The organism is Ralstonia insidiosa (assembly GCF_008801405.1).
Classification (GTDB): Bacteria; Pseudomonadota; Gammaproteobacteria; order Burkholderiales; family Burkholderiaceae; genus Ralstonia; species Ralstonia insidiosa.
Map to the genome: position 1 here is coordinate 3,246,839 of NZ_VZPV01000001.1, position 24,704 is coordinate 3,271,542.

At 66.1% G+C, this 24,704-nt stretch carries 15 protein-coding genes; 12 read left to right on the forward strand and 3 right to left on the reverse strand.

The features are described from left to right. Positions 1-85 precede the first annotated feature (85 nt). From F7R11_RS15445 to F7R11_RS15470, 6 genes are all read left to right on the forward strand, one after another. Positions 86-1,024: an NAD kinase gene (locus F7R11_RS15445; protein WP_031329674.1), complete on the forward strand. Its 939-nt coding sequence runs from the start codon at positions 86-88 to the stop codon at positions 1,022-1,024. Positions 1,025-1,035: 11 nt separating this feature from the next. Then, positions 1,036-2,742, forward strand: coding sequence for a DNA repair protein RecN (gene recN / locus F7R11_RS15450; RefSeq protein WP_064804890.1), 1,707 nt, complete (start codon positions 1,036-1,038; stop codon positions 2,740-2,742). A gap of 102 nt (positions 2,743-2,844) precedes the next feature. Then, complete coding sequence (locus F7R11_RS15455) at positions 2,845-3,291, forward strand: hypothetical protein (RefSeq protein ID WP_064806426.1); 447 nt, start codon at positions 2,845-2,847, stop codon at positions 3,289-3,291. A 286-nt stretch (positions 3,292-3,577) separates the two neighbouring features. Next, the gene (mprA, locus tag F7R11_RS15460; RefSeq protein WP_064804892.1) at positions 3,578-5,221 is read left to right on the forward strand and encodes an MprA protease, GlyGly-CTERM protein-sorting domain-containing form; all 1,644 of its coding nucleotides are present in this window, start codon (positions 3,578-3,580) and stop codon (positions 5,219-5,221) included. Positions 5,222-5,391: 170 nt separating this feature from the next. Next, complete coding sequence (locus F7R11_RS15465) at positions 5,392-7,371, forward strand: S8 family serine peptidase (RefSeq protein WP_104577712.1); 1,980 nt, start codon at positions 5,392-5,394, stop codon at positions 7,369-7,371. Positions 7,372-7,556: 185 nt separating this feature from the next. Next, positions 7,557-9,557, forward strand: a complete 2,001-nt coding sequence (locus tag F7R11_RS15470; RefSeq protein ID WP_064804894.1) for a S8 family serine peptidase — start codon at positions 7,557-7,559, stop codon at positions 9,555-9,557. 88 nt (positions 9,558-9,645) lie between these two features. Here F7R11_RS15470 and rrtA read toward each other — a convergent pair whose 3' ends face one another. Together rrtA and glnE are read right to left on the reverse strand one after the other, a co-directional pair. Further along, positions 9,646-10,272 (reverse strand): rhombosortase, encoded by a 627-nt coding sequence (gene rrtA, locus F7R11_RS15475; protein ID WP_064804896.1) that lies wholly within the window; start codon positions 10,270-10,272, stop codon positions 9,646-9,648. Continuing rightward, positions 10,269-13,139 carry a bifunctional [glutamate--ammonia ligase]-adenylyl-L-tyrosine phosphorylase/[glutamate--ammonia-ligase] adenylyltransferase gene (gene glnE / locus F7R11_RS15480; RefSeq protein ID WP_064806427.1) on the reverse strand — a complete coding sequence of 957 codons (2,871 nt, stop codon included), beginning with the start codon at positions 13,137-13,139 and terminating at the stop codon, positions 10,269-10,271. Before glnE ends, rrtA begins: the two co-directional genes overlap by 4 nt. Before the next feature lie 187 nt (positions 13,140-13,326). Here glnE and F7R11_RS15485 point away from each other — a divergent pair, with 187 nt between their 5' ends. The 5 genes from F7R11_RS15485 to F7R11_RS15505 all read left to right on the forward strand — a co-directional run bounded on the left by F7R11_RS15485 (position 13,327) and on the right by F7R11_RS15505 (position 22,528). Then, positions 13,327-17,601: a YhdP family protein gene (locus tag F7R11_RS15485; RefSeq protein WP_064804898.1), complete on the forward strand. Its 4,275-nt coding sequence runs from the start codon at positions 13,327-13,329 to the stop codon at positions 17,599-17,601. 5 nt (positions 17,602-17,606) lie between these two features. Continuing rightward, the gene (locus tag F7R11_RS15490; RefSeq protein ID WP_064804900.1) at positions 17,607-18,476 is read left to right on the forward strand and encodes a carbon-nitrogen hydrolase family protein; all 870 of its coding nucleotides are present in this window, start codon (positions 17,607-17,609) and stop codon (positions 18,474-18,476) included. Between the two features lie 30 nt (positions 18,477-18,506). Next, positions 18,507-19,970, forward strand: coding sequence for a metalloprotease TldD (gene tldD, locus F7R11_RS15495; protein WP_064804902.1), 1,464 nt, complete (start codon positions 18,507-18,509; stop codon positions 19,968-19,970). A gap of 386 nt (positions 19,971-20,356) precedes the next feature. Next, positions 20,357-21,436 (forward strand): 3-deoxy-7-phosphoheptulonate synthase AroG, encoded by a 1,080-nt coding sequence (gene aroG / locus F7R11_RS15500; protein WP_021195916.1) that lies wholly within the window; start codon positions 20,357-20,359, stop codon positions 21,434-21,436. A 177-nt stretch (positions 21,437-21,613) separates the two neighbouring features. After that, positions 21,614-22,528 carry a mechanosensitive ion channel family protein gene (locus F7R11_RS15505; protein WP_021195917.1) on the forward strand — a complete coding sequence of 305 codons (915 nt, stop codon included), beginning with the start codon at positions 21,614-21,616 and terminating at the stop codon, positions 22,526-22,528. 70 nt (positions 22,529-22,598) lie between these two features. Here the strand turns inward: F7R11_RS15505 and F7R11_RS15510 are convergent, their stop codons facing one another. Then, complete coding sequence (locus F7R11_RS15510; protein WP_064804904.1) at positions 22,599-23,156, reverse strand: cob(I)yrinic acid a,c-diamide adenosyltransferase; 558 nt, start codon at positions 23,154-23,156, stop codon at positions 22,599-22,601. Between the two features lie 116 nt (positions 23,157-23,272). On the opposite strand from F7R11_RS15510, the gene F7R11_RS15515 reads away from it, so the two are divergent. Further along, positions 23,273-24,691 (forward strand): FAD-binding oxidoreductase, encoded by a 1,419-nt coding sequence (locus F7R11_RS15515; RefSeq protein WP_064804906.1) that lies wholly within the window; start codon positions 23,273-23,275, stop codon positions 24,689-24,691. Positions 24,692-24,704: the final 13 nt, after the last annotated feature.

A 24,704-nucleotide genomic window follows, 5' to 3' on the forward strand; every position in this document is an offset into this window, starting at 1 on the left:
ACTGCAACCAGCGGGTGACGTTGGCGTTTCTCGCCAAACAACGTCAAACGTAGCGGGGGTCATATCGATATGGTGTAATGCGCGCATGTCGATTCCCCCGTCCGCCGTGGCCTCGAAACCTCCTGCTGCCTTGTCTGCCTCGCCTTTCAAGACCGTCGCACTGGTCGGCCGGTATTCGGCCGCCAACATTGCCGGCCCGCTCATGGAGTTGGCGTCGTGCATTGCCGCGCGCGGGCATGACATCGTGTTCGAGCGCGAAACGGCGCTCAATATCGGTGTGCAGGATTACCCTGCCCTGCCGCCCGAAGAAATGGCCCGCCAGGCCGACGTGGCCGTTGTGCTCGGCGGCGACGGCACGCTGCTCGGCATCGGGCGTCACCTGGCCGGCGCCAGCGTGCCCGTGATCGGCGTCAACCACGGGCGGCTCGGCTTCATGACCGACATCCCGTTCGACGATGTGCATACCGTGCTGCCCGACATGTTGTCCGGCCGCTACGAAGCCGAAACCCGCACGCTGCTGCAATCCCAGGTCGTGCGCGACGACGAGGTCATCTTCTCCGCCCTGGCCTTCAACGACGTGGTGGTCAACCGCTCAGGCACCTCGGGCATGGTGGAGCTGGCCGTGTCGGTCGATGGCTTCTTCATGTACAACCAGCGCTCGGACGGCTTGATCGTCTCCACGCCCACCGGGTCGACGGCGTATGCGCTGTCGGCGGGTGGGCCGATCCTGCATCCGGCGCTCTCCGGCCTCGTGTTGGTGCCCATCGCGCCGCATTCGCTGTCGAACCGGCCGATCGTCATTCCGCAGGATGCGGAAGTGGTCATCCAGGTCACCAGCGGGCGCGATGCGAGCGTCAACTTCGACATGCAGTCGCTCACCTCCCTGCTGCCGGGCGACCGCATCGTGGTGCGCCGCTCGGAGCGCACCGTGCAACTGCTGCACCCGGTCGGCTACAACTACTACGCCACGCTGCGCAAGAAGCTGCACTGGCACGAGTACCCGACTGAAGACAACCGGCTTTAAATCCCTCCGCCATGCTGCGCAGCCTCACCATCCGCGATTTCGTCATCGTCCACGCGCTGGACCTCGACCTGGCCGACGGCTTTACCGTATTCACGGGCGAAACCGGCGCGGGCAAATCCATCCTGATCGACGCATTGGCGCTCACGCTGGGCGAGCGTGCCGATGCCGCCGTCGTGCGCGAAGGTGCGCCGCGTGCTGACATCACGGCCGAGTTCGACGTGCATCCGCACGTGGCCGCCTGGTTGGAAGCGCACGAGTTACACGACGACGAAGGCGTGATCCTGCTGCGCCGCACGGTCGACGCCGCCGGCCGCAGCAAGGCCTTCATCAACGGCGCGGCCGTCACGCTGGCGCAACTGCGCGAAGTGGGCGAGCAACTGGTCGACATTCACGGCCAGCACGCACATCAACTGCTGCTGAAGACGGACGCGCAACGCAGCCTGCTCGACGCCCACGCCGGCCTGGAAGGCAGCGTGCGCGTGGTCAGCGAGCACTATCGCGCATGGCACGCCGTGGTGCGCCTGCGCGAAGCCGCCGAGCAGCAATCGCGCGAAGCCCAGCTTGAGCGCGAACGCATCGAGTGGCAGGTGAACGAACTGCAGAAGCTCGCTCCCCAACCCGGCGAGTGGGAAGACATCCAGGCCGAACACCATCGCCTGTCGCACGCCGCCAGCCTGATCGAAGGCACGCGCACAGCGCTCGATGGCCTGTCCGAATCCGAAGGCGCCGTGCTCGCACAACTGGGGGCCACGCTCCACACGCTGCGCGAACTTGCCGAGATCGACCCTGCGCTGGCCGACGTGCTGGCTGCGCTGGAGCCGGCCGAGGTGCAGATCCAGGAAGCCGTGCACACGCTTGCGCGCTATGCCGATCGCGCCGAGCTGGACCCCGACCGCCTGGCCGAAGTCGACGCGCGCATGCAGGCGCTGCACACCATGGCGCGCAAGTACCGCGTCGCCCCCGAAACGCTGCCCGCCGAGCTGGCCGAACGCCAAGCACAGCTGGCCGCGCTGCAAGCCGCATCCGACCTCGACGCGCTGCAGGCGCAGGAAGCGCAAACCCACGCCGCCTACATGGTGGTCGCCCAGGCGCTGTCGCGCGCCCGCGCTAAAGCGGCACGCGAGCTGGCCGAAGCCGTGACCGGCGCCATGCAAGGCCTGTCGATGGCCGGCGGGCGCTTCGACATCGCGCTGCATGCGCTGGAGCAAGGCGGTGCGGCGGGGCTGGAGCAAATCGAATTCCTCGTCGCCGGGCATGCAGGTGTATCGCCACGCCCGTTGGCAAAAGTCGCGTCGGGCGGCGAACTGGCGCGGATCAGCCTGGCCATCTCCGTGATTGCCAGCGAAGCGAGCCCGACCCCCACACTGATCTTCGACGAGGTCGATTCCGGCATCGGCGGCGCAGTGGCCGAAGTGGTCGGCCGGCGCCTGCGCGAATTGGGCACGCGCCGCCAGGTACTGTGCGTGACCCACCTGCCGCAGGTGGCCGCGCTCGCCAATCACCACATCCAGGTCGCCAAGCAAACGGTGGCCGGCAGCACGCGTTCCGACCTGGTGGTGCTGGACGCCACCAGCCGCGTGGACGAAATCGCCCGCATGCTGGGCGGCGCGTCGCTAACCGACACCACACGCCGCCACGCCGACGAGATGCTGGCCGCCGGCCGCGCCCAACCGGCACCGGCGCCAGTCACACGTAAATCGCGGCGCGTGGCGCAGTGATCGCCTATACCGGAACCATTGCGGCCATCTCTGGCATGGCCGCTCCGGAGCCGCATGCTGCCAACACCAATGAACATATTCCTGGAGAACTCCATGGCCCCCATGGCCCAAAAGGCTGCCCGTCCCCGATCCCTGCTGTCGTCCGCCAAGCCTTTGCTGGCGGCAGCGCTTGGCTTGTGCCTGCTGGCGGCGTGCAAGTCGGTGCCCGCGATTGATCCGGGCAAACCGCCTGCCATGGACCCTGCTTCCGTCAACACCCAACCACCGGCTTCGGTGTCGGCCGCGCACAACTTGGGCGACATCATTGTTGGCCTGAGCACGCCGACGACCTCTTCCACCGCCGTGCAAGGCCTACTGGACACGGCCGGCGCGCATGCAACGCCACGCCTGGCCTTTGCAGTGGTGCGGCCGATGTCGGGCGGGTTCTGGGTTGTGCGCGCCAGCTCGGGCGATGCAGCGGCCACGCTGGATGGCGCGGTCGCGGCGTTGCGCTCCGCGCCCGGCGTCGCGTCGGCCGATCCGGATCGTGTGGTGAAAATCCAGCGCTGAACCGCAAAACGCAATGCGGTGCGATTCAGCACCGCTCACACCAGACCTCCACAGTGTGAAAAACGGATGGGCCCGATTCTGGGCCCATCGGGCCTTGTCGCGGGCGCATGTCCTGCTAGGGCGCCAGCGCACAGGCGCGCTTTCCCCCACCCTTGGCAATCGAGTTTCTGCCATCACAGGCGGGCAGGTCGCGTGCTACCTTTGGTTTTGTGTAACGTACTGTCAAGAATCGCATCCTGATGACGTTTCTGATGACGACAAGATAGATGCCTCGGAGCGCGCACTGATGACACACCCCTCCTTTCGGTTGAAGTCCTGGCTCCGTGCAGGCGCCAGCGTCGCCGGTATCGCCTGGTTGATGGGCGGCCCCCCTGCCGTGGCCGCCACGCCGCAACCGCAGTACACGGGCGACCTGATCATCAAGTGGCGCGACGACACCAGCGGCACACGCAAGACGCTATCGGCGGCGGAATCCGGCAACCGGCTGCTGTCAGTCGCGCAAACCGCGGGCAGCACGCTGCAAGTCAAACGCACGTTGGGCACGCAAGCGCAGCTCATGCACACCGGCTTGACCGACGCCACCAGCATTGAAGCCACCGCCGCCAAGATCGCGCAGGACGGGCGCGTGGCCTATGTGGTGCCGGATCGCATCCTGCGGCCCAACACCATCCCCAACGATCCGCTGTTTGCCACACAGAACAATCTCGCCTCGCCGACGCTCGTGCCGGGCGGTATCAACGCGGCGGCGGCATGGAGCATCACGCAGGGCTCGAGCAGCATCGTGGTGGCGGTCGTCGATACCGGCTATACCGATCACCCGGACCTGTCGGGCAAGATCCTGCCCGGCTACAACTTCATCTCCGACCCAGCGCGTGCGGGCAATACCACCGGGCGCGGCACTGACGCACATGATCTGGGCGACATCGTTACAGCAGCTGATGTCCCAAACATCTCTGGCTGCACCACCAGTGACATCAGCAATCCGGCTAAGAGCAGTTGGCACGGCACCGAGGTCAGCAGCGTGCTGGCAGCCAACACCAATAACGCGCTCGACATTGCCGGCGTGGGCTGGAACACCCGGATCGTGCCGGTGCGCGTGTCGGGCAAGTGCGGCGCACTGCTGTCCGATACGGTGGACGGCATGCTGTGGGCCGGCGGCATCGCCGTATCAGGTGTGCCCACCAATGCCAACCCAGCGCGCGTGGTCAACGTGAGCCTGGGCAGCACGGGCGCGTGCTCGGCGGCCGAACAGGACGCAGTGAACCGGTTGGCGTCGATCGGCACCACCGTGGTGGCCGCCTCGGGCAATGAAGCTGCACAAAACGCCGACGCACCGGCCAACTGCACGGGCGCGATCGCCGTCACGGCGCACGTGGATAGTGGCGAAAACGCCAGCTATGCCAACGTCGGCTCGCAGGTTGCGCTGTCGGCGCCAGGCGGCGGTTGCGCCAATTCGCAGGCGACCAGCAGCGGCTGCACGGGCACCACATCGGTCATCCAGGCTGACTCCAACGATGGCGCGCAAACCCTCGGCAACTACGTCGTCAAATCCGTGGCGGGCACGAGCTTCTCCACACCGGAAGTGGCCGGCACCATCGCGCTGATGCTGAGCGTGCAACCACAGTTGTCGAATGCACAGATACTGGCCGGTCTGCAACAGACAGCGCGCCCGCACCCAAGCGGCACGTATTGCGCCGTCAATACCGGCGTGTGCGGCGCAGGCTTGCTGGATACCGCAGGCGCAGTGGGTTACGCCCAGCGGACGACGCCCGCCGGCATCGGCAACGGTACGGCAAGCTCGGGCAGCACTGGTGGCACGAGCGGGAGCAGTAGTAGTGGTGGCGGCGGCGGTGCCGTCCCGCTCGCAGGGGCAGCGCTGATGCTGGCGTTGGGACTCGCCTGCCGACGCAAGCGCTCTGCGCCGCAGTAACAACGTCTTCAGATTGACCGAGACCGCCTCCCATGTGGAGGCGGTTTTCTTTTGCGTCTTATCCGCATATCAGGACTTCCACTTAAGCCCAGCTAGACCACCTCGCCTCCATTCTTTTTGACAATGCATCCATAAATTCATCGATTCTTTACAAAAAAAGGACTGCTCAGATGAAGACGATGGTTTCCGGGGGTGTGGCTCGTGCGCTGGTGGCGCTCGGGTTGGTGTCGTATCACGCAGCACCCGTGCTGGCAGCTGAAAAATCGACCACGTTCAACACGCAGTTGCAGTGGGTTACCCAGTTGATCGTCAAGGAAAAAGCCACCACCTCTGGGGCGTTGACACTGCAATCCACATCGGCAGGCGGCGTCGACAATCCGGCGGATACGATGACCGTGCAACGCTGGTCAGCCGCAGCGCAATTGCCCATGACGTACAAGCGTGCAATGTCGGGCGGCGCCCATGTGGTGACCCTGCCCAGGATCATGACGCTGGATGACGCACAAACCGTTGCGCAGCGCATGGAAGCCAGCGGCCAGTTCGAATACGTGTCGCCCGATCGCATCCTGCGGCCAATGGCGCTGGCCACCGACCCGCTGTTCAGCCAGCAATGGAACCTGCTATCTGGCACTAGCGTGGCTGGCGGCGCCAACGTGACATCGGCCTGGGACACCACCACCGGCGCGCCCACCGTGGGCATCGGGATCGTCGACACCGGCATCCGCGCAGACCACGCGGACTTTGCCGGCACGAACTTCGGTATCGGCCGCAACTTTGTCAGCAGCAACGCAATGGCGGGCGCTACCGACCGTAAGACCGGCGCCGCCATCCCCAGCGGGTTCGTCAACAACGGCGCCAACAATGGTGCCGGCAATGTCGACCCGTCCGACCCCGGTGATTGGATCAGCGCCGCCGATGCCGCGTCCTTCCCGACGCTCTGCGGCAGCCAGAGCAACAGCAGCTGGCACGGCACCTTCGTGACCGGACAGATAGCAGCACAGCGCAACAACGGCGTCGGTATTGCGGGCATCGCACCGGGCGTGCGCGTGCAGATGGCGCGGGCGCTGGGCAAGTGCGGCGGCGTGACGTCCGACATCATGGACGCGATGACGTGGCTGGCCGGCGGCGCGGTCCCTGGTGTCATCAGCAACCCGACGCCGGCCAAGGTCATCAGCATGAGCCTGGGGGGATCGGGGGCCTGCTCCGCACTGGAACAAAGTCGGATCAATGCGGCGCGCGCGCTGGGGGTCACCATCGTGGTGGCGGCCGGCAATGAGTCCGGACCGGTGGATGCTCCCGCCAATTGTGCGGGTGCCATCGCCGTGACCGCGCACACGGTCGAGGGCGACAGCGCCTGGTACGCCAACGTGGGCACGCAGACGGCGATCAGCGCGCCGGGCGGTGGCGTGGGCACAGTCATTCGTGGCGTGGGCACTGGGATCGTGTCGCTGTCCAACACGGGCACCAACGGGCCGGTTGCATCCCCCAGCGGCGACCGGTATGCCACCGACATCGGCACATCCATGGCCACACCGCACGTGTCGGCTGTGGCGGCGCTCATGCTGTCGATCCAGCCGGCGCTCACACCTGACAAGATCACCGCGATCCTCAAGCAATCGGCCCGTCCATTCCCAGCAGGCACTTATTGCAGCACGCACCCGGGCGTATGCGGCGCCGGCATGCTCGACGCCGGCTCAGCCATCGCGCAGACGCAGGGCCAGCCGACCGTGCACGTTGGCGCATCAGCTTCGAGCGTTTCCACCAGTGCCAATGTCACGCTCACAGCCGTCAGCGGCCCCGGCTATGGACGAAGCGCTGGTAACCCGATCTGGGCGCAGACAGCAGGCACGCCCGTCTCGCTGACGACCTCCGCGCCCGATGCCAACGGCAACAGCACGGCCACCTTCACGCCAGCCGCGGCCGGGGTCTACAGCTTTAGCGTTGCGTTGACCAACAACGCGGGCATCACAGCCAGCGACACCGTAAGCGTCACGGTTGCGGGGGCGCCCACGTCGCCCGGCACCGATACGGGGGCCGGCACTGGAGCTTCGTCGGGCGGTGGGGGGGGCGGTGGGGCAATCGGATTCGCCTATGCGGCGCTATTGCTTGCAGCAAGCCTCGCGCATCGGCTTGGACGCAGCGCCCGTTAAGCGAAGGCCGGCCCGTTTCACGTTGCCCCCTCAAGCGTGGGGTTGCATCCCCTAGTACCCCATCGTGTCGGCCTCTGTGGAATTGTAAGAAATTTTCAATTCCGTATTTAGTTCTTTTTTCAGTGCCGCATCATCACTATTGAGATAATTCCGCCTCTTTTTGTTACAACAATAGGACTTCTCAAATGAAGGCGATTGTCTCCGGGGGGATGGTCCGTGCGCTGATCGCGCTCGGACTGGTTTCGTATCACGCTGTTCCGGCGCTTGCCGTCGGTCAGACAGCAAACGTTGGCGCCCAAACGCAATGGGTGTCGCAGCTGATCGTCAAGGAAAAGAGCGGCTCGAGCGGCACGTACCAGTTGCAATCGGCAGCTACGCGCGTGGATGTCGCGACAGTGCAACGCTGGTCGGCCGCCGCGCAATTGCCGATGACGTACAAGCGCGCCATGTCGGGCGGTGCCCATGTGGTCACGCTGCCGCAAACCATGTCGGCGGCGGACGCTCAAGCCGTGGCACAACGCATGGAAGCCAGCGGCCAATTTGAATATGTGGCGCCTGATCGGATCTTGCACGCCGCTTCCACGCCGTCCGATCCGTTGTTCCAATACCAATGGAACCTGTTGTCCAAGACCGGCACGGTCAACAACGTCGTCACCGTCAGCAGCATGGCGCCCGCCAATGGCGCGACAACGGTGGGTGGTGCCAACGTGACCACCGCCTGGGACACGACCAAAGGGGCGAGCAGCGTCAACGTTGCCGTGCTCGATACCGGTATTCTTCCGGGCCACCCCGACCTGTCTGGGGCGCAGATCAAGCAGGGTTACGACTTCGTCACGGACCCATTTATGAATAACAAGGGCGGCACCGGGCGTAGCAGCGACCCGACCGACCCGGGCGACTGGGTCACCAGCGCAGATATCACCAACAACTCGACGATATGTGGCGGCCGGTCGCCTTCTGACAGCTCCTGGCATGGCACGTTTGTCACCGGCCAGCTCATCGCACAACACAACAGCAAAGGCGTCGCCGGTATTGCCCCGGGCGTCAGCCTGTTGATGGCACGCGTGCTGGGCAAATGCGGCGGCGCCACCTCCGACGTAGTCGATGCGCTGACATGGGCCACGGGTGGCACCGTCTCTGGCGTCACCACGGTCAATACGTCGCCCGCCAAGGTCGTCAACATGAGCCTGGGCGGCGTCGGCAGTTGCGACACCCCCACGCAAAACGCTATCTCGGCAGCGCGTGCTCGCGGTGCTGCCATCGTGGTGGCTACCGGCAATGATGGCAACACGACCATTGGCACACCCGCCAACTGCGCAGGCACCATCGCCGTCACCGCACATACCTTCGAAGGCGACAGGGCCAGCTACGCCAACGTCGGCACCGGCACGACACTGAGTGCGCCTGGCGGTGGCAACGGTTCGGTGGTCAGCGGTCTGGGGGCACTGGTACCGTCGCTGACGAACGACGGCACAACCACGGCCACCACCTACAATTACACCGCGGAAGGCGGCACCTCGATGGCCACGCCGCACGTGGCAGGCGTCGCGGCGCTGCTGCTGTCGATCAACAATGCCCTGACACCGGCACAGATCACGACCATCCTTCAACAGTCGGCACGTCCGTTCCCGGCCGGCACCTACTGCGCCACGCACGCAGGCGTGTGCGGAGCCGGCATGCTCGACGCTGGCGACGCTGTGTCCGTGGCATCAGGTAAGCCGCTGGTGCATGCCGCGACCTCGGCAAGCTCGATCACCGCAAACAATGCCGTTACGCTGACCGCCTCCGGCACCCCCGGCTTCGGCAGCACCACGGCGAGCGTGCAGTGGACACAAACGTCTGGGCCGACGGCCTCTCTGACGACTGCCGGGCCGGATACCAACGGCAATTACACGGCAACGTTCACGCCGACTGCGGCGGGCACCTACGCCTTTAACGTCACATGGACGAACGGCACGGGCGGCACCGCCACCGATTCAACGCAAGTGAGCGTGGCGGCGGCTCCGGCCTCCGGCGGCGGCACGGGCGGCGGTAGCACTGGTGGCAGCACTGGCGGCGGCACCGGCACCACCACGCCCGCAACCACCTCCAGCAGCGGCGGTGGCGGTGGCGGCGCGATCGGCCTGGGCGGCGCAGCACTGCTGCTGGCCGCCGGCTTGGCTGGCCGTCGGCGTCGTGTGAAATAAGCCTGTTGTTTCTCTCCGCCCGCGCCTTTTTCTGGCGCGGGCGGGCATTCTCCCCTCCCCCGCCCCACCCCTTCCGGCGCCCTGCTGCTCACATACGCAGCCGCTTGCCGCGAGCGCGCCACTCCCCCAATACCCAGATCAGTAGCCCGCTCGCCGCGCCAAAGGCATGTGCGATACGCACCACGCCAAAGCCCCAGTGCGGGTCATAGGCAATGGGCGACAGCCACGATTGCTCGAACCACACCTTCACCAGCACGCCCGCACACAGCAGCAAGCCGATCCAGCGTGAGAAGCGGTCGCCGGTGTCTTCCGCCGATTCTGTAAGCGGCCGCAGCAGGCGCAGCCCACCCCAGGCGGCAAGACCATGCAACGCGCCCGAGAGCCCGCCGTACCACTGCACCCCCGGCTGACTGAGCAACGCAATCTGTACCAGCACACCGCACACCACCAGCGCACCGACGATGGCCTGCGCCCGCAGCACGCGCGCGAGCAGGAGCATGATCCCCGCCGCCGCCATCGCATCGGCCAACCAGTGCCACGTATCCAGATGCACCCACATGGCCGTGACGATGCGCCACCACTGGCCCGCGCGCACGGCATCGCGCTGATACAGCCCGATGGCATGCAACCACGGCACGAACGAGAACGCAGCCGACAACGCGGCCACACCCAGGCACGCAGCCCAGGTATGCACCGCGTGCAGACGCCCGCTCATCCGCCGTGTGAGCTGGACGGCGCGGGCACGGTGCCGAACACCTGCTCCCACAACGCCCGCACGTGGGCGGCCTCGTGTGCACAGGTACCCGCAGGGACACGTGCAGCAGGTTGCCCATCCAGCCGCAGCTTGTGCTGGCGTGCGCGGAAATCGCGGTAGGCATCGGCCACCTGCGCTGCCCGCGTGGCATCGATCAACCCCAGCTCGCCCGCCATGTGCAACAGCGCGATGTTGCCTTTGTTACGGGTGAGTTCAGCATGCGCAGCGCTATGCAGCAGCACCAAAAACTGCACGGTGAACTCGATATCGACCATGCCGCCGCGGTCGTGCTTGAGGTCGAACAGTTCCGTGGGATTGGCGTGGCCTTCCAGCACGCGCTCACGCATCGCCACGATCTCGTCGCGCAGCGGACCAGCCTCGCGCGCCTGCCGCAGCACAGCGGTGCGCAGCGCTTCAAAGCGTGTGCCGATCTCTGCATCGCCCGCGCAGAAGCGCGCGCGCGTCAGCGCCTGGTGTTCCCACACCCACGCAGCGTTGTCCCCCTCGCGCATCTGGTAACGGCGGAAGGCTTCGAAGTGCGTCACCATCAGGCCGGCCGCGCCGTTCGGGCGCAGGCGCGTGTCCACATCAAACAGCGTGCCGGCGGCGGTATGGCTGGTCAGCCAGGTGATGAGCTTGCGCGCGAACGACGCATACACCTCGGGCGCACGCTCATGGTCGTCGTCGTAAAGGAAGATGATGTCGAGGTCCGACGCATAACCAAGCTCCTTGCCGCCCAAGCGCCCATAGGCCACCACGGCAAAGCGCGGCACCTCGCAGTGGCGCGTGGACACCTGCTTCCACACGGTCTCCAGCGTCAGGTCCAGCATCGCGTCGGCCAAGTCAGAGAGCCGGTCGCTGATGTGCTCAACGCTGAGCATGCCTTGCAGGTCCTGCAGCAGGATGCGGAAAGTCTCCGCATGGTGCTCCTGGCGCAGGATGTCCATCTGCATCTCGACGTGGTCTTCGGCAGCGCGCAGCCGGTCGCGCACGCGCTCGCGGAAAGCGGGCCAGTCCGGGTCGGCCGACAGCGCCTCAACGTCGAGCAACTCGTCAAGCAGTTGCGGATGGCGCGTCAGATAGTCTGCCGCCCAACGCGACGCGTGCAGCGTGTGGGCCACGCGCTCCAGCGCCTGTGGGTACTCGCACAGCAGCGAGAGATACGACGAACGCCGGCTGATCGCATCAAAAAAGTTCAGGAAGCGCGCGATGGTGACGTCCGAATCCGTCTGCCGCGCAGCGTGGTCGAGCGCGCGGTTGATCAGCAGGTCGAAACGCTGGCGGCTCACCTCGGTCAGCGCACGGTAGCGCGGCGAGTTGCGCGTCGCGCGCAGGCGTTCGAGCACGCCATCGGCGTCGGCATAGCCCAGGTCGGCAAGCTGCGCGCGGGCGGACTCGGTACGCTCGTCGTCAAGCAGATCGGCCTGCCAGATGGAGGCGCACGGCGGTTGGCTGTCTTGTTTGTCAGAGAAGGTCTGCTCGAACTGCTGCGCCACTTCGTCCTGATAGGCCTCCAGCTTGGCAACCAGTGCGGCGTAATCGTCAAAGCCCATCATGCGGGCCACACGCAGTTGGTCTTCCGGCGCGCCCGGCAGGTTGTGCGTCTGCGCGTCTTCCACGTATTGCAGGCGGTGTTCAAGCTGGCGCAGGAAGCGATAGGCCTCGGTCAGGCGCGCAACCACGTCGTCGTCGATCAGGCCACGCTCGGCGGCGGCGCGCAGCACCTCCAGCGTGGGCCGCACACGCAGCCCGAAATCCTGCCCGCCGCGAATCAGCTGGAAGACCTGCGCAACAAACTCGATCTCGCGGATACCACCGCGCCCCAGCTTGATGTTCGGCGAACGCGCATGCACCAGAGCGTCGCCTTCGCCCGGCTGTCGGTTGGCGCCATTGCCGCGCTTGGCCGCCTCCGCGCGAATCTGCGCGTGCAGCGCGCGGATGGCGGCGATCACGCCGTAGTCCAGATAGCGCCGGAACACGAACGGCCCGGTCACCCGATCAAGCTGTTGGATCACGCGCGCTGCGTGCGGACTGGTCGGGTCGGTAATGACGCGGCCCTTGATCCAGGCGTAGCGCTCCCACTCGCGGCCCTGCACGACAAAGTACTCCTCCAGCATGCCCAGGCTGCAGGCCAGCGGCCCGGCATCGCCGTTCGGGCGCAGGCGCATGTCGACACGGAAGACGTAGCCGTCTTCGGTCACATCGGCCAGCGCATTGATCAGGCGCCGGCCCAGCTTCGTGAAGTACTCGTGATTGGAAAGCGGACGCCGGCCGCCTTGCGTATCGCCGTCGTCGTCGTACAGAAAGATCAGGTCGATGTCGGACGAGACGTTCAACTCGCGCCCACCCAGCTTGCCCATACCGACCACCACCAGCTCCTGCACCTCGCCCGAGGATTGCCCGATCGGCTGGCCGTGCAGCGCCTGCAGCTCCTGGCCGATCACGGAGATGGACGCACGCACGGCAAACTCGGCCAGATCCGTCATGCTGCCGGTCACTTCATCGAGCGTGGCCGCGCCGGACAGATCGCGCTCGATGAGCGTGGCGAAGACCTCGTTGCGCAGCAAGCGCAGTGCGCGCTTGAGCGCGGGCTCGATCTCCACGGCCGTGGCATCGAACAGTTCGGTAAAGCGCGCTGACAGCCAAGCTGCGTCAACCGGGCGCGCGGCGGCACTCTGCACACGCTCAGCCCAGCCTTCACGCGCCTGCGCCAAGCGCTGGACGTAACGGGAATAGGCCTGCGCATACGGCAACGCAGCAGAGGGGGCTTCCGGCGCACGGGCCGGGGCTTGCAGGTACGGCTGGGCAGACAAGGTGGAATCGGTCATGCGGGTCATGCGAACCATCAAGGGAGCTGCGAGGAAACGCCCATTCTCGCTGAAATGCACGCAGGCCGGTCGGTGGTCACGCACTTTCACGGGCATCGGGCTGGCCTGCCACCCGGCGAGGGCTGCATCCGGGCTTCTCCAGGCTCCAAATGTGGCACTGCGCCACGAATATCGGATAATCCCGGTCATGCCCCGCCTGCCACAGCCCCCAGAATCGCCGAAGTCCGATGGCGGACACGCCAGCACCCTGTCCACCCGCCGGACAGGCCTGCGCGCCGTCAGCGCCACCTGGGCATGGATCGCGCGGCTGGCCGGCAAGATCGTCGGCGGCGTTCTTGCCTGCATCCGCGCGCCGATCTGGCGCAAGCTGTGGCGCATCCTGTGGAAAACGGTGGTCGCACTGGTCGTCCTGGCCATGGTCGGCATGGTGCTGGTGCGCTTTGTCTTGTGGCCGCGCGTGAGCGTGGCACGCGAATGGATGGAGCGCGAGGCGTCGAGCGCACTGCACGCCAACGTCGGCATCGGCTCGCTGGAAACCTATTGGGAAGGCTGGCACCCTGCCTTCCGCGCGCAGCGCATCGAAGCGCTTGACACCGCCGGCCGCCAGACCTTTGCCGTGCAGGACGTGCAGGCGCGGCTGTCGTGGCGTTCGCTGCTGCGCATGCAGATCACGTTTGCCGCGCTGCACGCCAGCCGCGCCGACGTGCTGGTCCGCCGCACGCCCGAGGGTGCCCTGCTCGTAGCCGGCATGCCGCTTGGCCCCGACACCGGTGGTGACAGCAACTTCTTCGACCAACTGCTCTCCCAGGGCGACATCGACTTCCGCGAGGGCGCTGTGCGCTGGCTCGACGAGCAGCAGAAGCTGCCCGAAGTGGCACTGGGCAATGTGCACGTTCAATTGCGCAGCGGCCCGACCCGCCACCGGCTGGACGCCAGCGGCACTTCGCCCAGCCTCTTCAACGGCGTGATCAAGCTGCACGCCGATTTCCGCCATGAACTGCTGGCCCGCCCGGGCGATTGGCGACACTGGCATGGCCAGGCCAACTGGCAGATCGACACGCTGCAGCTGGCCGCAGTGCAACGCTATGTGCCGCTGATGGCGGCCGCCAAGAGCGGCACCATCAGTTCAGACGGCTCGGTGGAGTTTGCCCACGGCGTCTTCACGCGCAGCCAGGCGCGGCTGACCGGCCAGCAGCTCGACCTGCAGATCCGGAAAGATCTCGACCCGCTCCAGCTGCGCAGCCTGCAGGCGCTCGCCACGCAGCAGCGCACCGCAAACGGCGAACACACACTGCGCATCGACACGCTGCTCTGGCAGCCGCTGAACCTGCCCGCCCAACCGGCGCCCGCGCCCGAACTGGCAGGCCCCGGCATCGAAGCCCCGGCCAACCCGGCCGGCACGCCACGCGGGCTGCGCAACGCAAGCGTCGGCTGGGCCCTGGATACACGCAACGAGCTGCGCAGTCTGCAGGTGAAGGCCACAACGCTGGATTTGACCGATCTGCGCAGCATTGCCACCGCCATGCCGCTGCCCGCCGGTGTGCTGGAGCCGTTGCGCGCCAAGCAGCCCGCCGGCCGCATCGACGATCTCGACATCAACTGGCAGCGCGATGTCTCCCGCTGGCGGCCAAATACGCCAGCGCCGGTGCACTTCACAGGGCGCGCCACGCTGCGGCAGGTGTCCTTCGGGCCCGGCGCACTGCCCGTCGTGCCGGCCGGCCACCACCCCGAGCCGGCCGTGCCCGGCGTTGAGAACCTCTCCGGCAACGCCGTCTTCTCTGACCAGGATGGGACACAGCGGGGCACGCTGCGCATCGATTCCTCCGATACCGCCCTGCTCCTGCCCGGCCTCTTCGATGAAGCACGGGTGCCGCTGGACCGCCTGCAAGGCACCTTCAACTGGACGTATCGCAAGCAGGAACTGATCGTCAGCAGCGACAACCTGACGCTCTCCAATGGCGATCTGTCGGCCCGGTTTGCGGGCAGCTACCGCCATGCGCCGGACACCAGCCATGTCGGCACCATCGACCTGAAGGGCACGCTGGAGCGCGCCACCGTCACACGTGTGCCGCGCTATCTGCCGCTGTCCGTCGGGCCGCACACGCGCGAGTACCTGGCGGGCGCCCTGCAAGGCGGCATCGCCAGTGACGTCACCCTTGTCCTGACCGGCGACCTGTACGACTTCCCGTACCGCCCGCCGCACAAGGGCGTGTTCCGCGTCGAGGTGCCCGTCAAGGACGTGACCTACCAGCCGGCCCCCGCGGATGCCTCGCACCCGACCGGCTGGCCCGCATTCACCGATACCGAAGGCACGGTTGTGTTCGACGGGCCATCGATGTCGTTCAAGGTGGCGCGCGCCAAAGTTGCCGACGTGACCTTGACCGACGTGAGCGGCACCCTGCCCGACATGGGCGACCACCATCCGCTGCTCACCATCGACGGCCATGCCGATGGCGCCACGCAAAGCTTCCTGCAGTACATCGAGGCCAGCCCGGTTAGTGGCTGGATCGGCCACTTCACCAAAGATGCGCGCGCGCAAGGCAACGCCGCGCTCGCGCTCAAGCTCGACCTGCCGCTCAACGAAATGCACACGGCCCGTGCCCAGGGCAGCGTGACCTTCCTGCGCAACGACATCACGCTGATCCCGCAGGCGCCACCACTGACCGACGTGACCGGGGCGCTCACCTTCACGCACAAGGGCATCGGCTTTGATAACCTGCGTGCCCGCTTTGCCGGCGGCGAGATTCGCCCGACCGGCGGCACCGCGCCTGACGGCACGATCCGCATCCAGGTCGCCGGCACCGCCTCGGCCCAGGGCTTGCGTGAAACCACGCCGGAAGGCAGCCCCATCGCCGCCATTGCCCGCACACTGGACGGCAGTGCCCCGTACAGCGCCACCATCAGCGTCAAGCAGCATCGGCCCGTCATCCAGGTGCAATCCGACCTGACGCCAATGACGGTGCGCCTGCCCGCACCGCTGAACAAGGCCGCCGGCCAGCCGCTGCCGGTGCGCTTCGACATGCAGCCGCTGGCGGCCAACAACGCACTCGACGAAGTCACGCTGCAGATCGGCAACATTGCCTCCGCGCGCTACGAACTGCGCAGCAACGGCAACGGCACCGAAGTGCTCCGCGGCGGCATCGGCGTGCGCCAGCCCGTGCCGCAACCCACCGAGGGCGTGCAGGCCAACCTGACGCTGGACCGGCTCGACGTCGATGCCTGGCGCCAGATCTTCGCCACGCCGGCGGGTGAGAAAAGCGCCGCGCAATCGGCTTCCGATCATGCTGCCGCCAGCGCCGCCGGTAGCCACAACGCCTACCTGCCCACCCGCCTGAGTGGGCGCGCGCAGACGCTGCGCATCCTCGGCCGTGATTTCAGCAGCGTCAGCGTCGATGCCACGCGCGATGGCGCCAACTGGCAATCGACCATTGATTCGCGCGAGATCGCCGGCACCACGCGCTGGCACGCAGAGAGCGCCGCCGTGCCCTTCGGTGAGCTGACGATGCGCCTGTCCCGCATGAACATTCCCGATGCGCAGGAAGAGACCGCGCTGACCGAGTCCCTGGCCAGCAGCTCGCAGGAAATTCCGTCGCTCGACCTCGTGGCCGACAAGTTCGACCTGCGCGGCAAGGCGCTCGGCAAGCTGGAGATCAAGGCACGCAGCCAGATCACCGACGGCGCGCCGGTGTGGACGCTGGAGACACTCAAGATTGAGCAGCCGGCCGCCACGCTCACTGCGCGCGGCACGTGGCGCATTCCGCGCCGTCTGCGCGGCGGTGGCGATGATCCGGAGCGCCGCACCCTGCTCGACTTCAACCTCGACCTGCGCGACACCGGCGACCTGCTGCAGAAGATGGGCTTGGCCAAGGTGATCGACGGTGCCAAGGGCAAGTTTGAAGGCCGCGTGGTGTGGCGCGGCTCGCCCATGTCGATCGACTACCCGACGCTCAACGGCCGCATGGCGCTGAACCTGGAGCGCGGGCAGTTCCTGCCGGTCGACCCGGGCCTGGCCAAGCTGGCCGGTGTGCTGAGCCTGCAGGGCCTGCTGCACTTCGCCACCGACCTGCGCAGCGCCACCGGCCGCGGTACGCCGTTCGAGAGTGTGGCTGCCACCGGCAGCATCGCCGGCGGCGTCGCCCGCACGGAAGATTTCACGGTCAAGGGCCCGCAGTTCCAGGTGGCGATGCAGGGCTCGGCCAACATCCTCGATGAAACACAGGATCTGCACGTGAAGGTCACGCCCAAGGTGGACGCCACATCGGCGTCGCTGGCCGCGGCGTTCATCAACCCGGCCATCGGGCTGGGCACGCTGGCCGCACAGCTGGTCCTGGGCGACCAACTGTCGAAGGCATTCGCTACGCAGTACCACGTCACAGGAAGCTGGGCCAATCCGAAGATCGACAAGGTCGCGTCCAGTTCAGGCACAGGCGCAGGCAGCCATTCCGAAACCTCGGCAAAATAGGCACCATGACTTCCACGACCGTTGCTCCCGCCCACGCCGCATCCGGCTCCGGTATGCCCTTTGAGGCACCTTTCCGTGTCGCCGCCATCCAGACGGTGACGAGTGTCGAGGTGGACGCCAACCTGGCGCGCGCCGATGCGCTGCTCGCCGAGGCCGCCGCCCAAGGCGCGCAACTGGCGCTGCTGCCCGAATATTTCTGCAAGATGGGCCGCAAGGACAGCGACAAGGTCGCCATCCGCGAGGATGACCAGAATGGCCCCATCCAATCGTTCCTGGCCGATGCCGCGCGCCGCCACAAGCTATGGCTCGTCGGCGGTACCTTGCCGATGTGGTGCGAGGACGAACAGCGCGTGCGCAATACGTCGCTCGCCTACAACCCGGCCGGCGTGCGCGTGGCGCGCTACGACAAAATCCACCTGTTCAACTTCGTGCGCGGCGAAGAGCGCTACGACGAAGCCCGCACCATCGAGCCCGGTGCCACGCCGGTGGCCTTTGATGCGCCGTGCGGGCGCGTGGGCATGTCGGTGTGCTACGACCTGCGCTTTCCAGAGCTGTACCGTGCGCTGTCAGCGCAGGGCAACCTGAACTTGATTCTGATGCCGGCGGCCTTCACCTACGTGACGGGCGCCGCGCACTGGGAAATCCTGCTGCGCGCCCGCGCCATCGAGAACCAGTGTTACGTGCTCGCTGCCGCACAGGGCGGGCGCCATGAAAACGGCCGCCGCACCTGGGGCCATTCCATGCTGGTCGACCCGTGGGGCGAAGTCATCGCCGCATTGCCTGAAGGCGAAGGCGTGGTCGTCGGCGACATGGACCCGGCCCGCCTGGCACAAGTGCGCCAGGACTTGCCGGCGTTGAAACACCGTGTGATGTAAGCCAACCGAATTTCTTTGCGAGAACTCACCATGAACGCAGGCGACATCGCCATCCAGAATCTGTCCATCGCGCGCCGTGTGCTGCTCGATCCGTACGGCCTCGATGAAGCGCACCTGCAGCGCGCGCTGGCCGACATCTTCACGCACCGTGTGGACTACGCGGACCTCTACTTCCAGTACACGCGCAACGAGGCGTGGAGCCTGGAAGAAGGCATCGTCAAGTCCGGCAGCTTCAGCATCGACCAGGGTGTGGGCGTGCGCGCCGTCTCGGGCGACCGCACCGCGTTTGCCTACTCCGACGACATCAGCCTGCCCGCGCTGATGCAAGCCGCCGGTGCCACGCGCACCATCGGCAAGGCCGGCTCTGGCCGCGTCAAGGTGGCGAACAGCCTGGTCAGCGGCCCGAGCGGCCATTCGCTGTATGCACCGAACGACCCGCTCGATTCGATGACGGCCTCCGAAAAGGTCGCCCTGCTCGAGCGCATCGAAAAGCTCGCCCGCGCCAAAGACCCACGCGTGGTGCAGGTCATGGCCGGCCTGGCCGGTGAATACGACGTGATGCTGGTCGCACGCAGCGACGGCGTGATCGCCGCCGACGTACGCCCGCTGGTACGCATCTCCGTCACCGTCATCGCCGAGCAGAACGGGCGCCGCGAAATGGGCAGCTCCGGCGGCGGCGGCCGCTATGCGTACGGCTACTTCACCGACGACCTGCTGCGCGAATACGTGGACGAAGCGGTCTCCTCCGCACTCGTCAACCTGGAAGCCAAGCCGGCACCGGCCGGCACCATGACCGTCGTGCTCGGCCCGGGCTGGCCCGGCGTGCTGCTGCACGAAGCCATCGGCCACGGGCTGGAAGGCGACTTCAACCGCAAGGGCTCGTCGGCGTTCTCCGGCCGCATGGGCGAACGCGTGGCGGCCAAAGGCGTCACCGTGGTGGATGACGGGACGCTGGCCAATCGCCGCGGCTCGCTCAACCTCGACGACGAGGGCAACCCCACGCAGTGCAACACGCTCATCGAAGACGGCATCCTCACCGGCTACATGCAGGACACGCTCAACGCGCGCCTGATGAAGATGCCCGTGACCGGCAACGCCCGCCGCGAAAGCTACGCCGCCCTGCCGATGCCGCGCATGACCAACACCTACATGCTCGGCGGCGACAAGGACCCGCAGGAGATCATCGCCAGCGTGAAGAAGGGGCTGTATGCGGTCAACTTCGGCGGTGGCCAGGTCGACATCACCAACGGCAAGTTTGTGTTCTCCGCCAGCGAGGCCTACATGATCGAGGACGGCAAGATCACCTACCCCGTCAAGGGCGCCACGCTGGTCGGCAGCGGCCCGGAATCGCTCAAGCACGTGACCATGATCGGCAACGACATGCGCCTCGATTCGGGTATCGGCGTGTGCGGCAAGGAAGGCCAGAGCGTACCGGTAGGCGTCGGCCAACCGACCCTGCGCATGGAGAACATGACGGTGGGCGGGACGGCGTAATCGCCACAAAGCCGTCGTTTTGATGCCGCAGGCCCGGAAAACCCGCGCTTGCGGCGCTCAGAAAAAGCGGCTATAAAGACGGTTCGATTGGTGCGGCGCGGTAGTTGCAGTCACCCGCGCTTCCCTGATTTTTGTTGCAGCACTTAGCATTCTCTCCATGTCCTTCGCCAAGTTTTTTTACTTTTACTTTTGGCATCTCGCACCGCTGGCGGAAGGAGAGGGGCGCTTGCAGCAAAAATAAAAGCACCCAGCAGATACCGAAAACCGCCAGCGACCCTGGCGGTTTTTTTTCGCCCTGTCACCTGCCCCACCCCGGCACCGACGCGAAACATGATCCGAACACAGTAGACGTTTCCAATACGAACAAGACACCCCAGGAGCTTTCCATGCCGAAGAACACCGATGATTTGCGCATTCGCGAACTCAAAGAGCTGACGCCGCCGTCACATCTGATTCGTGAATTCCCGTGCAGCGATGCCGTTTCCGACCTGATCTACCAAAGCCGGAACGCGATGCACCGCATCCTGCACGGCATGGACGACCGCCTGATCGTCATCATCGGCCCCTGCTCCATCCACGACACCAAGGCCGCGATGGACTACGCCCGCCGCCTGGTCGAGCAGCGCGAGCGCTTCAAGAATGAGCTGGAAATCGTCATGCGCGTGTACTTCGAAAAGCCGCGCACCACGGTCGGCTGGAAGGGCCTGATCAACGATCCGCACATGGATGGCAGCTTCAAGATCAACGACGGCCTGCGCACCGCGCGCGAGCTGCTGATGAACATCAACGAGCTGGGCCTGCCCGCCGGCACCGAATACCTCGACGTGATCAGCCCGCAGTACATCGCTGACCTGGTGAGCTGGGGCGCGATCGGTGCGCGTACGACGGAATCCCAAGTGCACCGCGAGCTGGCTTCCGGCCTGTCGTGCCCGGTCGGCTTCAAGAACGGCACCGACGGCAACGTGAAGATCGCCGTGGACGCCATCAAGGCCGCATCGCAGCCGCACCACTTCCTGTCGGTCACCAAGGGCGGCCATTCGGCCATCGTGTCGACGGCGGGCAACGAGGATTGCCACATCATCCTGCGCGGCGGCAAGGCACCCAACTATGACGCCGCCAGCGTGCAGGAAGCCTGCGACGCCATCTCCAAGTCGGGCCTGGCCGCGCGCCTGATGATCGACGCCTCGCACGCCAACAGCAGCAAGAAACACGAGAACCAGATCCCGGTGTGCGAAGACATCGGCCGCCAGATGGCAGCGGGCGACAACCGCATCGTCGGCGTGATGGTGGAATCGCACATCAACGCCGGCCGCCAGGACCACGTACAAGGCACGCCGGTGTCCGACCTCGCCTACGGCCAGAGCGTGACTGACGCCTGCATCGGCTGGGACGATTCGTTGAAGGTGCTGGAAACGCTGGCCGACGCGGTACGCAAGCGCCGCCTGGTGCCGGGCAGCGGCAACTAAGCCCACACGCTGCATCAACGTGATTTGAGAAGGGACGCCTGCGGGCGTCCTTTTTTGTTGTCCGCTGCACAAAGCGCCGGATATATAACAAATGTGAGCAAAAGACATCAAAGTCACACAAGTGCGTTGTCTTTGACATATCGTAGGAGGATTCCCCTGCCCACCCCGGAGGCAACCATGGCAGACACCCTGGCGGACACCGCCGTCAATACCGCCGTCACCACGGCAAGCAAGTACCAGGCGATCGTGGAGCAGTACGCCGCTGATGTCGGCATGAAGATCCTCGGCGCCATCGTCTTCTGGGTGGTTGGGCGCTGGTTGATCAACCTGGCCGTGCGCCTGGTGGAAAACTCCCTGGGCCGGCAGAAGGTCGACCCCACCGTGCTGCGCTATGTCGGCTCGATCATCACCGTCACGTTGAACGTGCTGCTGGTGATCGGCATCCTGGGCTACTTCGGTATCCAGACGACGACGTTCGCGGCGCTGATTGCGGCGGCCGGCGTGGCCATCGGCATGGCGTGGTCGGGCCTGCTGTCGAACTTTGCAGCGGGTGCGTTCCTGATCGTGCTGCGGCCGTTCAAGGTGGGCGACTTTGTGACGGCTGGCGGCACCACAGGCACGATCAAGGAGATCGGCCTGTTTGCCACGACCATCAACACGCCGGACAACGTGATCACCATTGTCGGCAATGGCAAGATCTTCGCCGACACGATCCAGAACTACACCTCCAACCCGTTCCGCCGCGTCGAGTTGAAGGCGCAACTGGCCGGCAGCGCCGACCACCGTGCCGCCATCGCGCTGCTCAAGGAAAAAATCGCGGCCATCCCCAACGTGCTGGCCGATCCGGCGGTCGACGTGGAGATTCTGGAGTTCAACCTGGTCGGACCGGTGCTGGCGGTACGCCCGTACACGCACAACGACAACTACTGGCAGGTCTACTTCGACACCAACCGCACGATCAAGGAAGCGCTGGCCGAAGGCGGCTTCCCGGCGCCGACGCCGTCGCAAGCCCTGACCATCACGACGCCGGGCCAGCTGGCAGGCCTGACCGCCGTGGCACAGAGCACCACAACGCCAACGAGCGTGAACTGATCCACGCGTCCGCAAGAAGCAAACGGCCCGGTGCAACGACCGGGCCGTTTTGTTTTGGCGTCGACGGTAATTACGCCGGCTTGTGCTCGTCGCGCTTCCACAGCACATCCGTGCCGCCGTCCGCGCGATTGAGCACACGCGCCAGCACGAACAGCAGGTCCGACAGGCGGTTCACATAATGGCGCGGTGCCTCGCCAATGGTCTCGGCCCGGCCGAGCGCGACGATGCTGCGCTCCGCCCGGCGCGCGACGGTGCGGCAGATGTGCGCCTGCGCCGCCGCCCGGCTGCCGCCGGGCAGGATGAATTCCGCCAGGCGCGGCAGGTCGGCGTTGTAGTCCGCCAGCCATTGGTCGAGCCGCAACACGTGCGCGGTGGTGACCATCGTGTAACCGGGAATGCACAACTCGCCGCCCAGGTCGAACAGGTCGTGCTGGATGGCAGTGAGTGCCACGCGCACGCCCTCGGGCAGCGTTTCCGTCAGCAGTACACCGATGTGCGAGTTCAGCTCGTCGACATCGCCAATGGCGGCGATGCGCAGGCTGTCTTTGGCTGTGCGGCTGCCATCGCCAAGGCCAGTGGTGCCGTCGTCGCCGGTGCGCGTGGCGATCTTCGATAAGCGGTTGCCCACGGTGCGTCTCCTAGTGTGTCTAGCCGACATTATCGCAAGCCACAGACAGCCCCGGCGTTAGAATCATCGTCTAGGCCGGCCAGAGCCGCACAACATTGTCGGAGACACCCGCAGCCATGAACCACCCCGCACCGCCCTCCCAGTTGATTCGCCGGCCCATCCCGCAGGCCATGCTCGATGCACTGCGTGCCCGTTTTGGCGATCGCCTGTCCACCGCTGAAGCCGTGCGTGCCCACCACGGCCGCGACGAATCCGCCTACGACCCGATGCTGCCCGACGCCGTCGTCTTCGCGCAGACCACCGAGGACGTCGCTGCCGTCGCCAAACTGTGCTTCGAGCATGAGATTCCGCTGATCCCGTACGGCGCGGGCTCGTCGCTCGAAGGCCATCTGCTGGCCGTGGCCGGCGGCGTGAGCCTCGATCTCTCGCAGATGAACCGCGTGCTGTCCGTCCACCCGGAAGACCTGACGGTGACGGTGGAGCCGGGCGTCACGCGCAAGCAACTGAACACCGAGATCCGCGATACCGGGTTGTTCTTCCCGATCGACCCGGGCGCCGATGCGTCCATTGGCGGCATGTGCGCAACACGCGCGTCCGGCACCAACGCCGTGCGCTACGGCACGATGCGCGAGAACGTGCTGAACCTGACGGTGGTGACCGCCGACGGCCGCATCATCAAGACCGCCAACCGTGCACGCAAATCGTCGGCGGGCTACGACCTGACGCGCCTGTTCATCGGCAGCGAGGGGACGCTGGGCATCATCACCGAGATCACGCTGAAGCTGCATCCGCAGCCGGAGGCCGTGTCCGCCGCCGTGTGCGCGTTCCCGAGCATGGGCGATGCGGTGTCCGCCGTGATCGACACCATCCAGATGGGCGTGCCGATTGCGCGCGTGGAGTTTGTCGATGCGCTGGCCATCCGCGCGATCAACCAGTACGACAAGCTGACGCTGCCCGAAATGCCGACGCTGTTCTTCGAGTTCCACGGCTCGGAGCACGGCGTGCAGGAACAAGCCGAGACCGTCCAGGCAATCGCTACCGAACACAAGGGCCAGGGCTTCGAATGGGCCACGCGCCCCGAAGACCGCAGCCGCCTGTGGAACGCCCGTCACAACGCCTATTTCGCCTTCCTGCAGCTCAAGCCCGGCTGCCGCGCCGTCACCACTGATGTGTGCGTGCCGATCTCGCGCTTGGCCGAGTGCGTGGTGGAAACCGAGAAAGACCTGCTCGCCAGCGCGCTGCAGTTGCCCGCCCCCATCGTCGGCCACGTGGGCGACGGCAACTTCCACGTCGCGCTGCTGATCGATCCGAACAAGCCCGAAGAACTGGAAGAAGCCGAGCGCATCAACCAGCGCATCGTCGCGCGTGCGATTGCCATGGACGGCACCTGCACGGGCGAGCACGGCGTCGGCCTGCACAAGATGGACTTCCTCATCACCGAACACGGTAACGATGCAATCGACCTGATGCGCAGCGTCAAGCAAGCGCTGGACCCGAAGCACATCCTGAACCCCGGCAAGATCTTCCACCTGTAACGCAACCGTCCGC

Coding starts and splice junctions, on each gene's coding strand:
- F7R11_RS15445 (WP_031329674.1), top strand. CDS start 86: ATGTCGATTCCCCCGTCCGCCGTGGCCTCGAAACCTCCTGCTGCCTTG.
- recN (WP_064804890.1), top strand. CDS start 1,036: ATGCTGCGCAGCCTCACCATCCGCGATTTCGTCATCGTCCACGCGCTG.
- F7R11_RS15455 (WP_064806426.1), top strand. CDS start 2,845: ATGGCCCAAAAGGCTGCCCGTCCCCGATCCCTGCTGTCGTCCGCCAAG.
- mprA (WP_064804892.1), top strand. CDS start 3,578: ATGACACACCCCTCCTTTCGGTTGAAGTCCTGGCTCCGTGCAGGCGCC.
- F7R11_RS15465 (WP_104577712.1), top strand. CDS start 5,392: ATGAAGACGATGGTTTCCGGGGGTGTGGCTCGTGCGCTGGTGGCGCTC.
- F7R11_RS15470 (WP_064804894.1), top strand. CDS start 7,557: ATGAAGGCGATTGTCTCCGGGGGGATGGTCCGTGCGCTGATCGCGCTC.
- rrtA (WP_064804896.1), bottom strand. CDS start 10,272: ATGAGCGGGCGTCTGCACGCGGTGCATACCTGGGCTGCGTGCCTGGGT.
- glnE (WP_064806427.1), bottom strand. CDS start 13,139: ATGACCGATTCCACCTTGTCTGCCCAGCCGTACCTGCAAGCCCCGGCC.
- F7R11_RS15485 (WP_064804898.1), top strand. CDS start 13,327: ATGCCCCGCCTGCCACAGCCCCCAGAATCGCCGAAGTCCGATGGCGGA.
- F7R11_RS15490 (WP_064804900.1), top strand. CDS start 17,607: ATGACTTCCACGACCGTTGCTCCCGCCCACGCCGCATCCGGCTCCGGT.
- tldD (WP_064804902.1), top strand. CDS start 18,507: ATGAACGCAGGCGACATCGCCATCCAGAATCTGTCCATCGCGCGCCGT.
- aroG (WP_021195916.1), top strand. CDS start 20,357: ATGCCGAAGAACACCGATGATTTGCGCATTCGCGAACTCAAAGAGCTG.
- F7R11_RS15505 (WP_021195917.1), top strand. CDS start 21,614: ATGGCAGACACCCTGGCGGACACCGCCGTCAATACCGCCGTCACCACG.
- F7R11_RS15515 (WP_064804906.1), top strand. CDS start 23,273: ATGAACCACCCCGCACCGCCCTCCCAGTTGATTCGCCGGCCCATCCCG.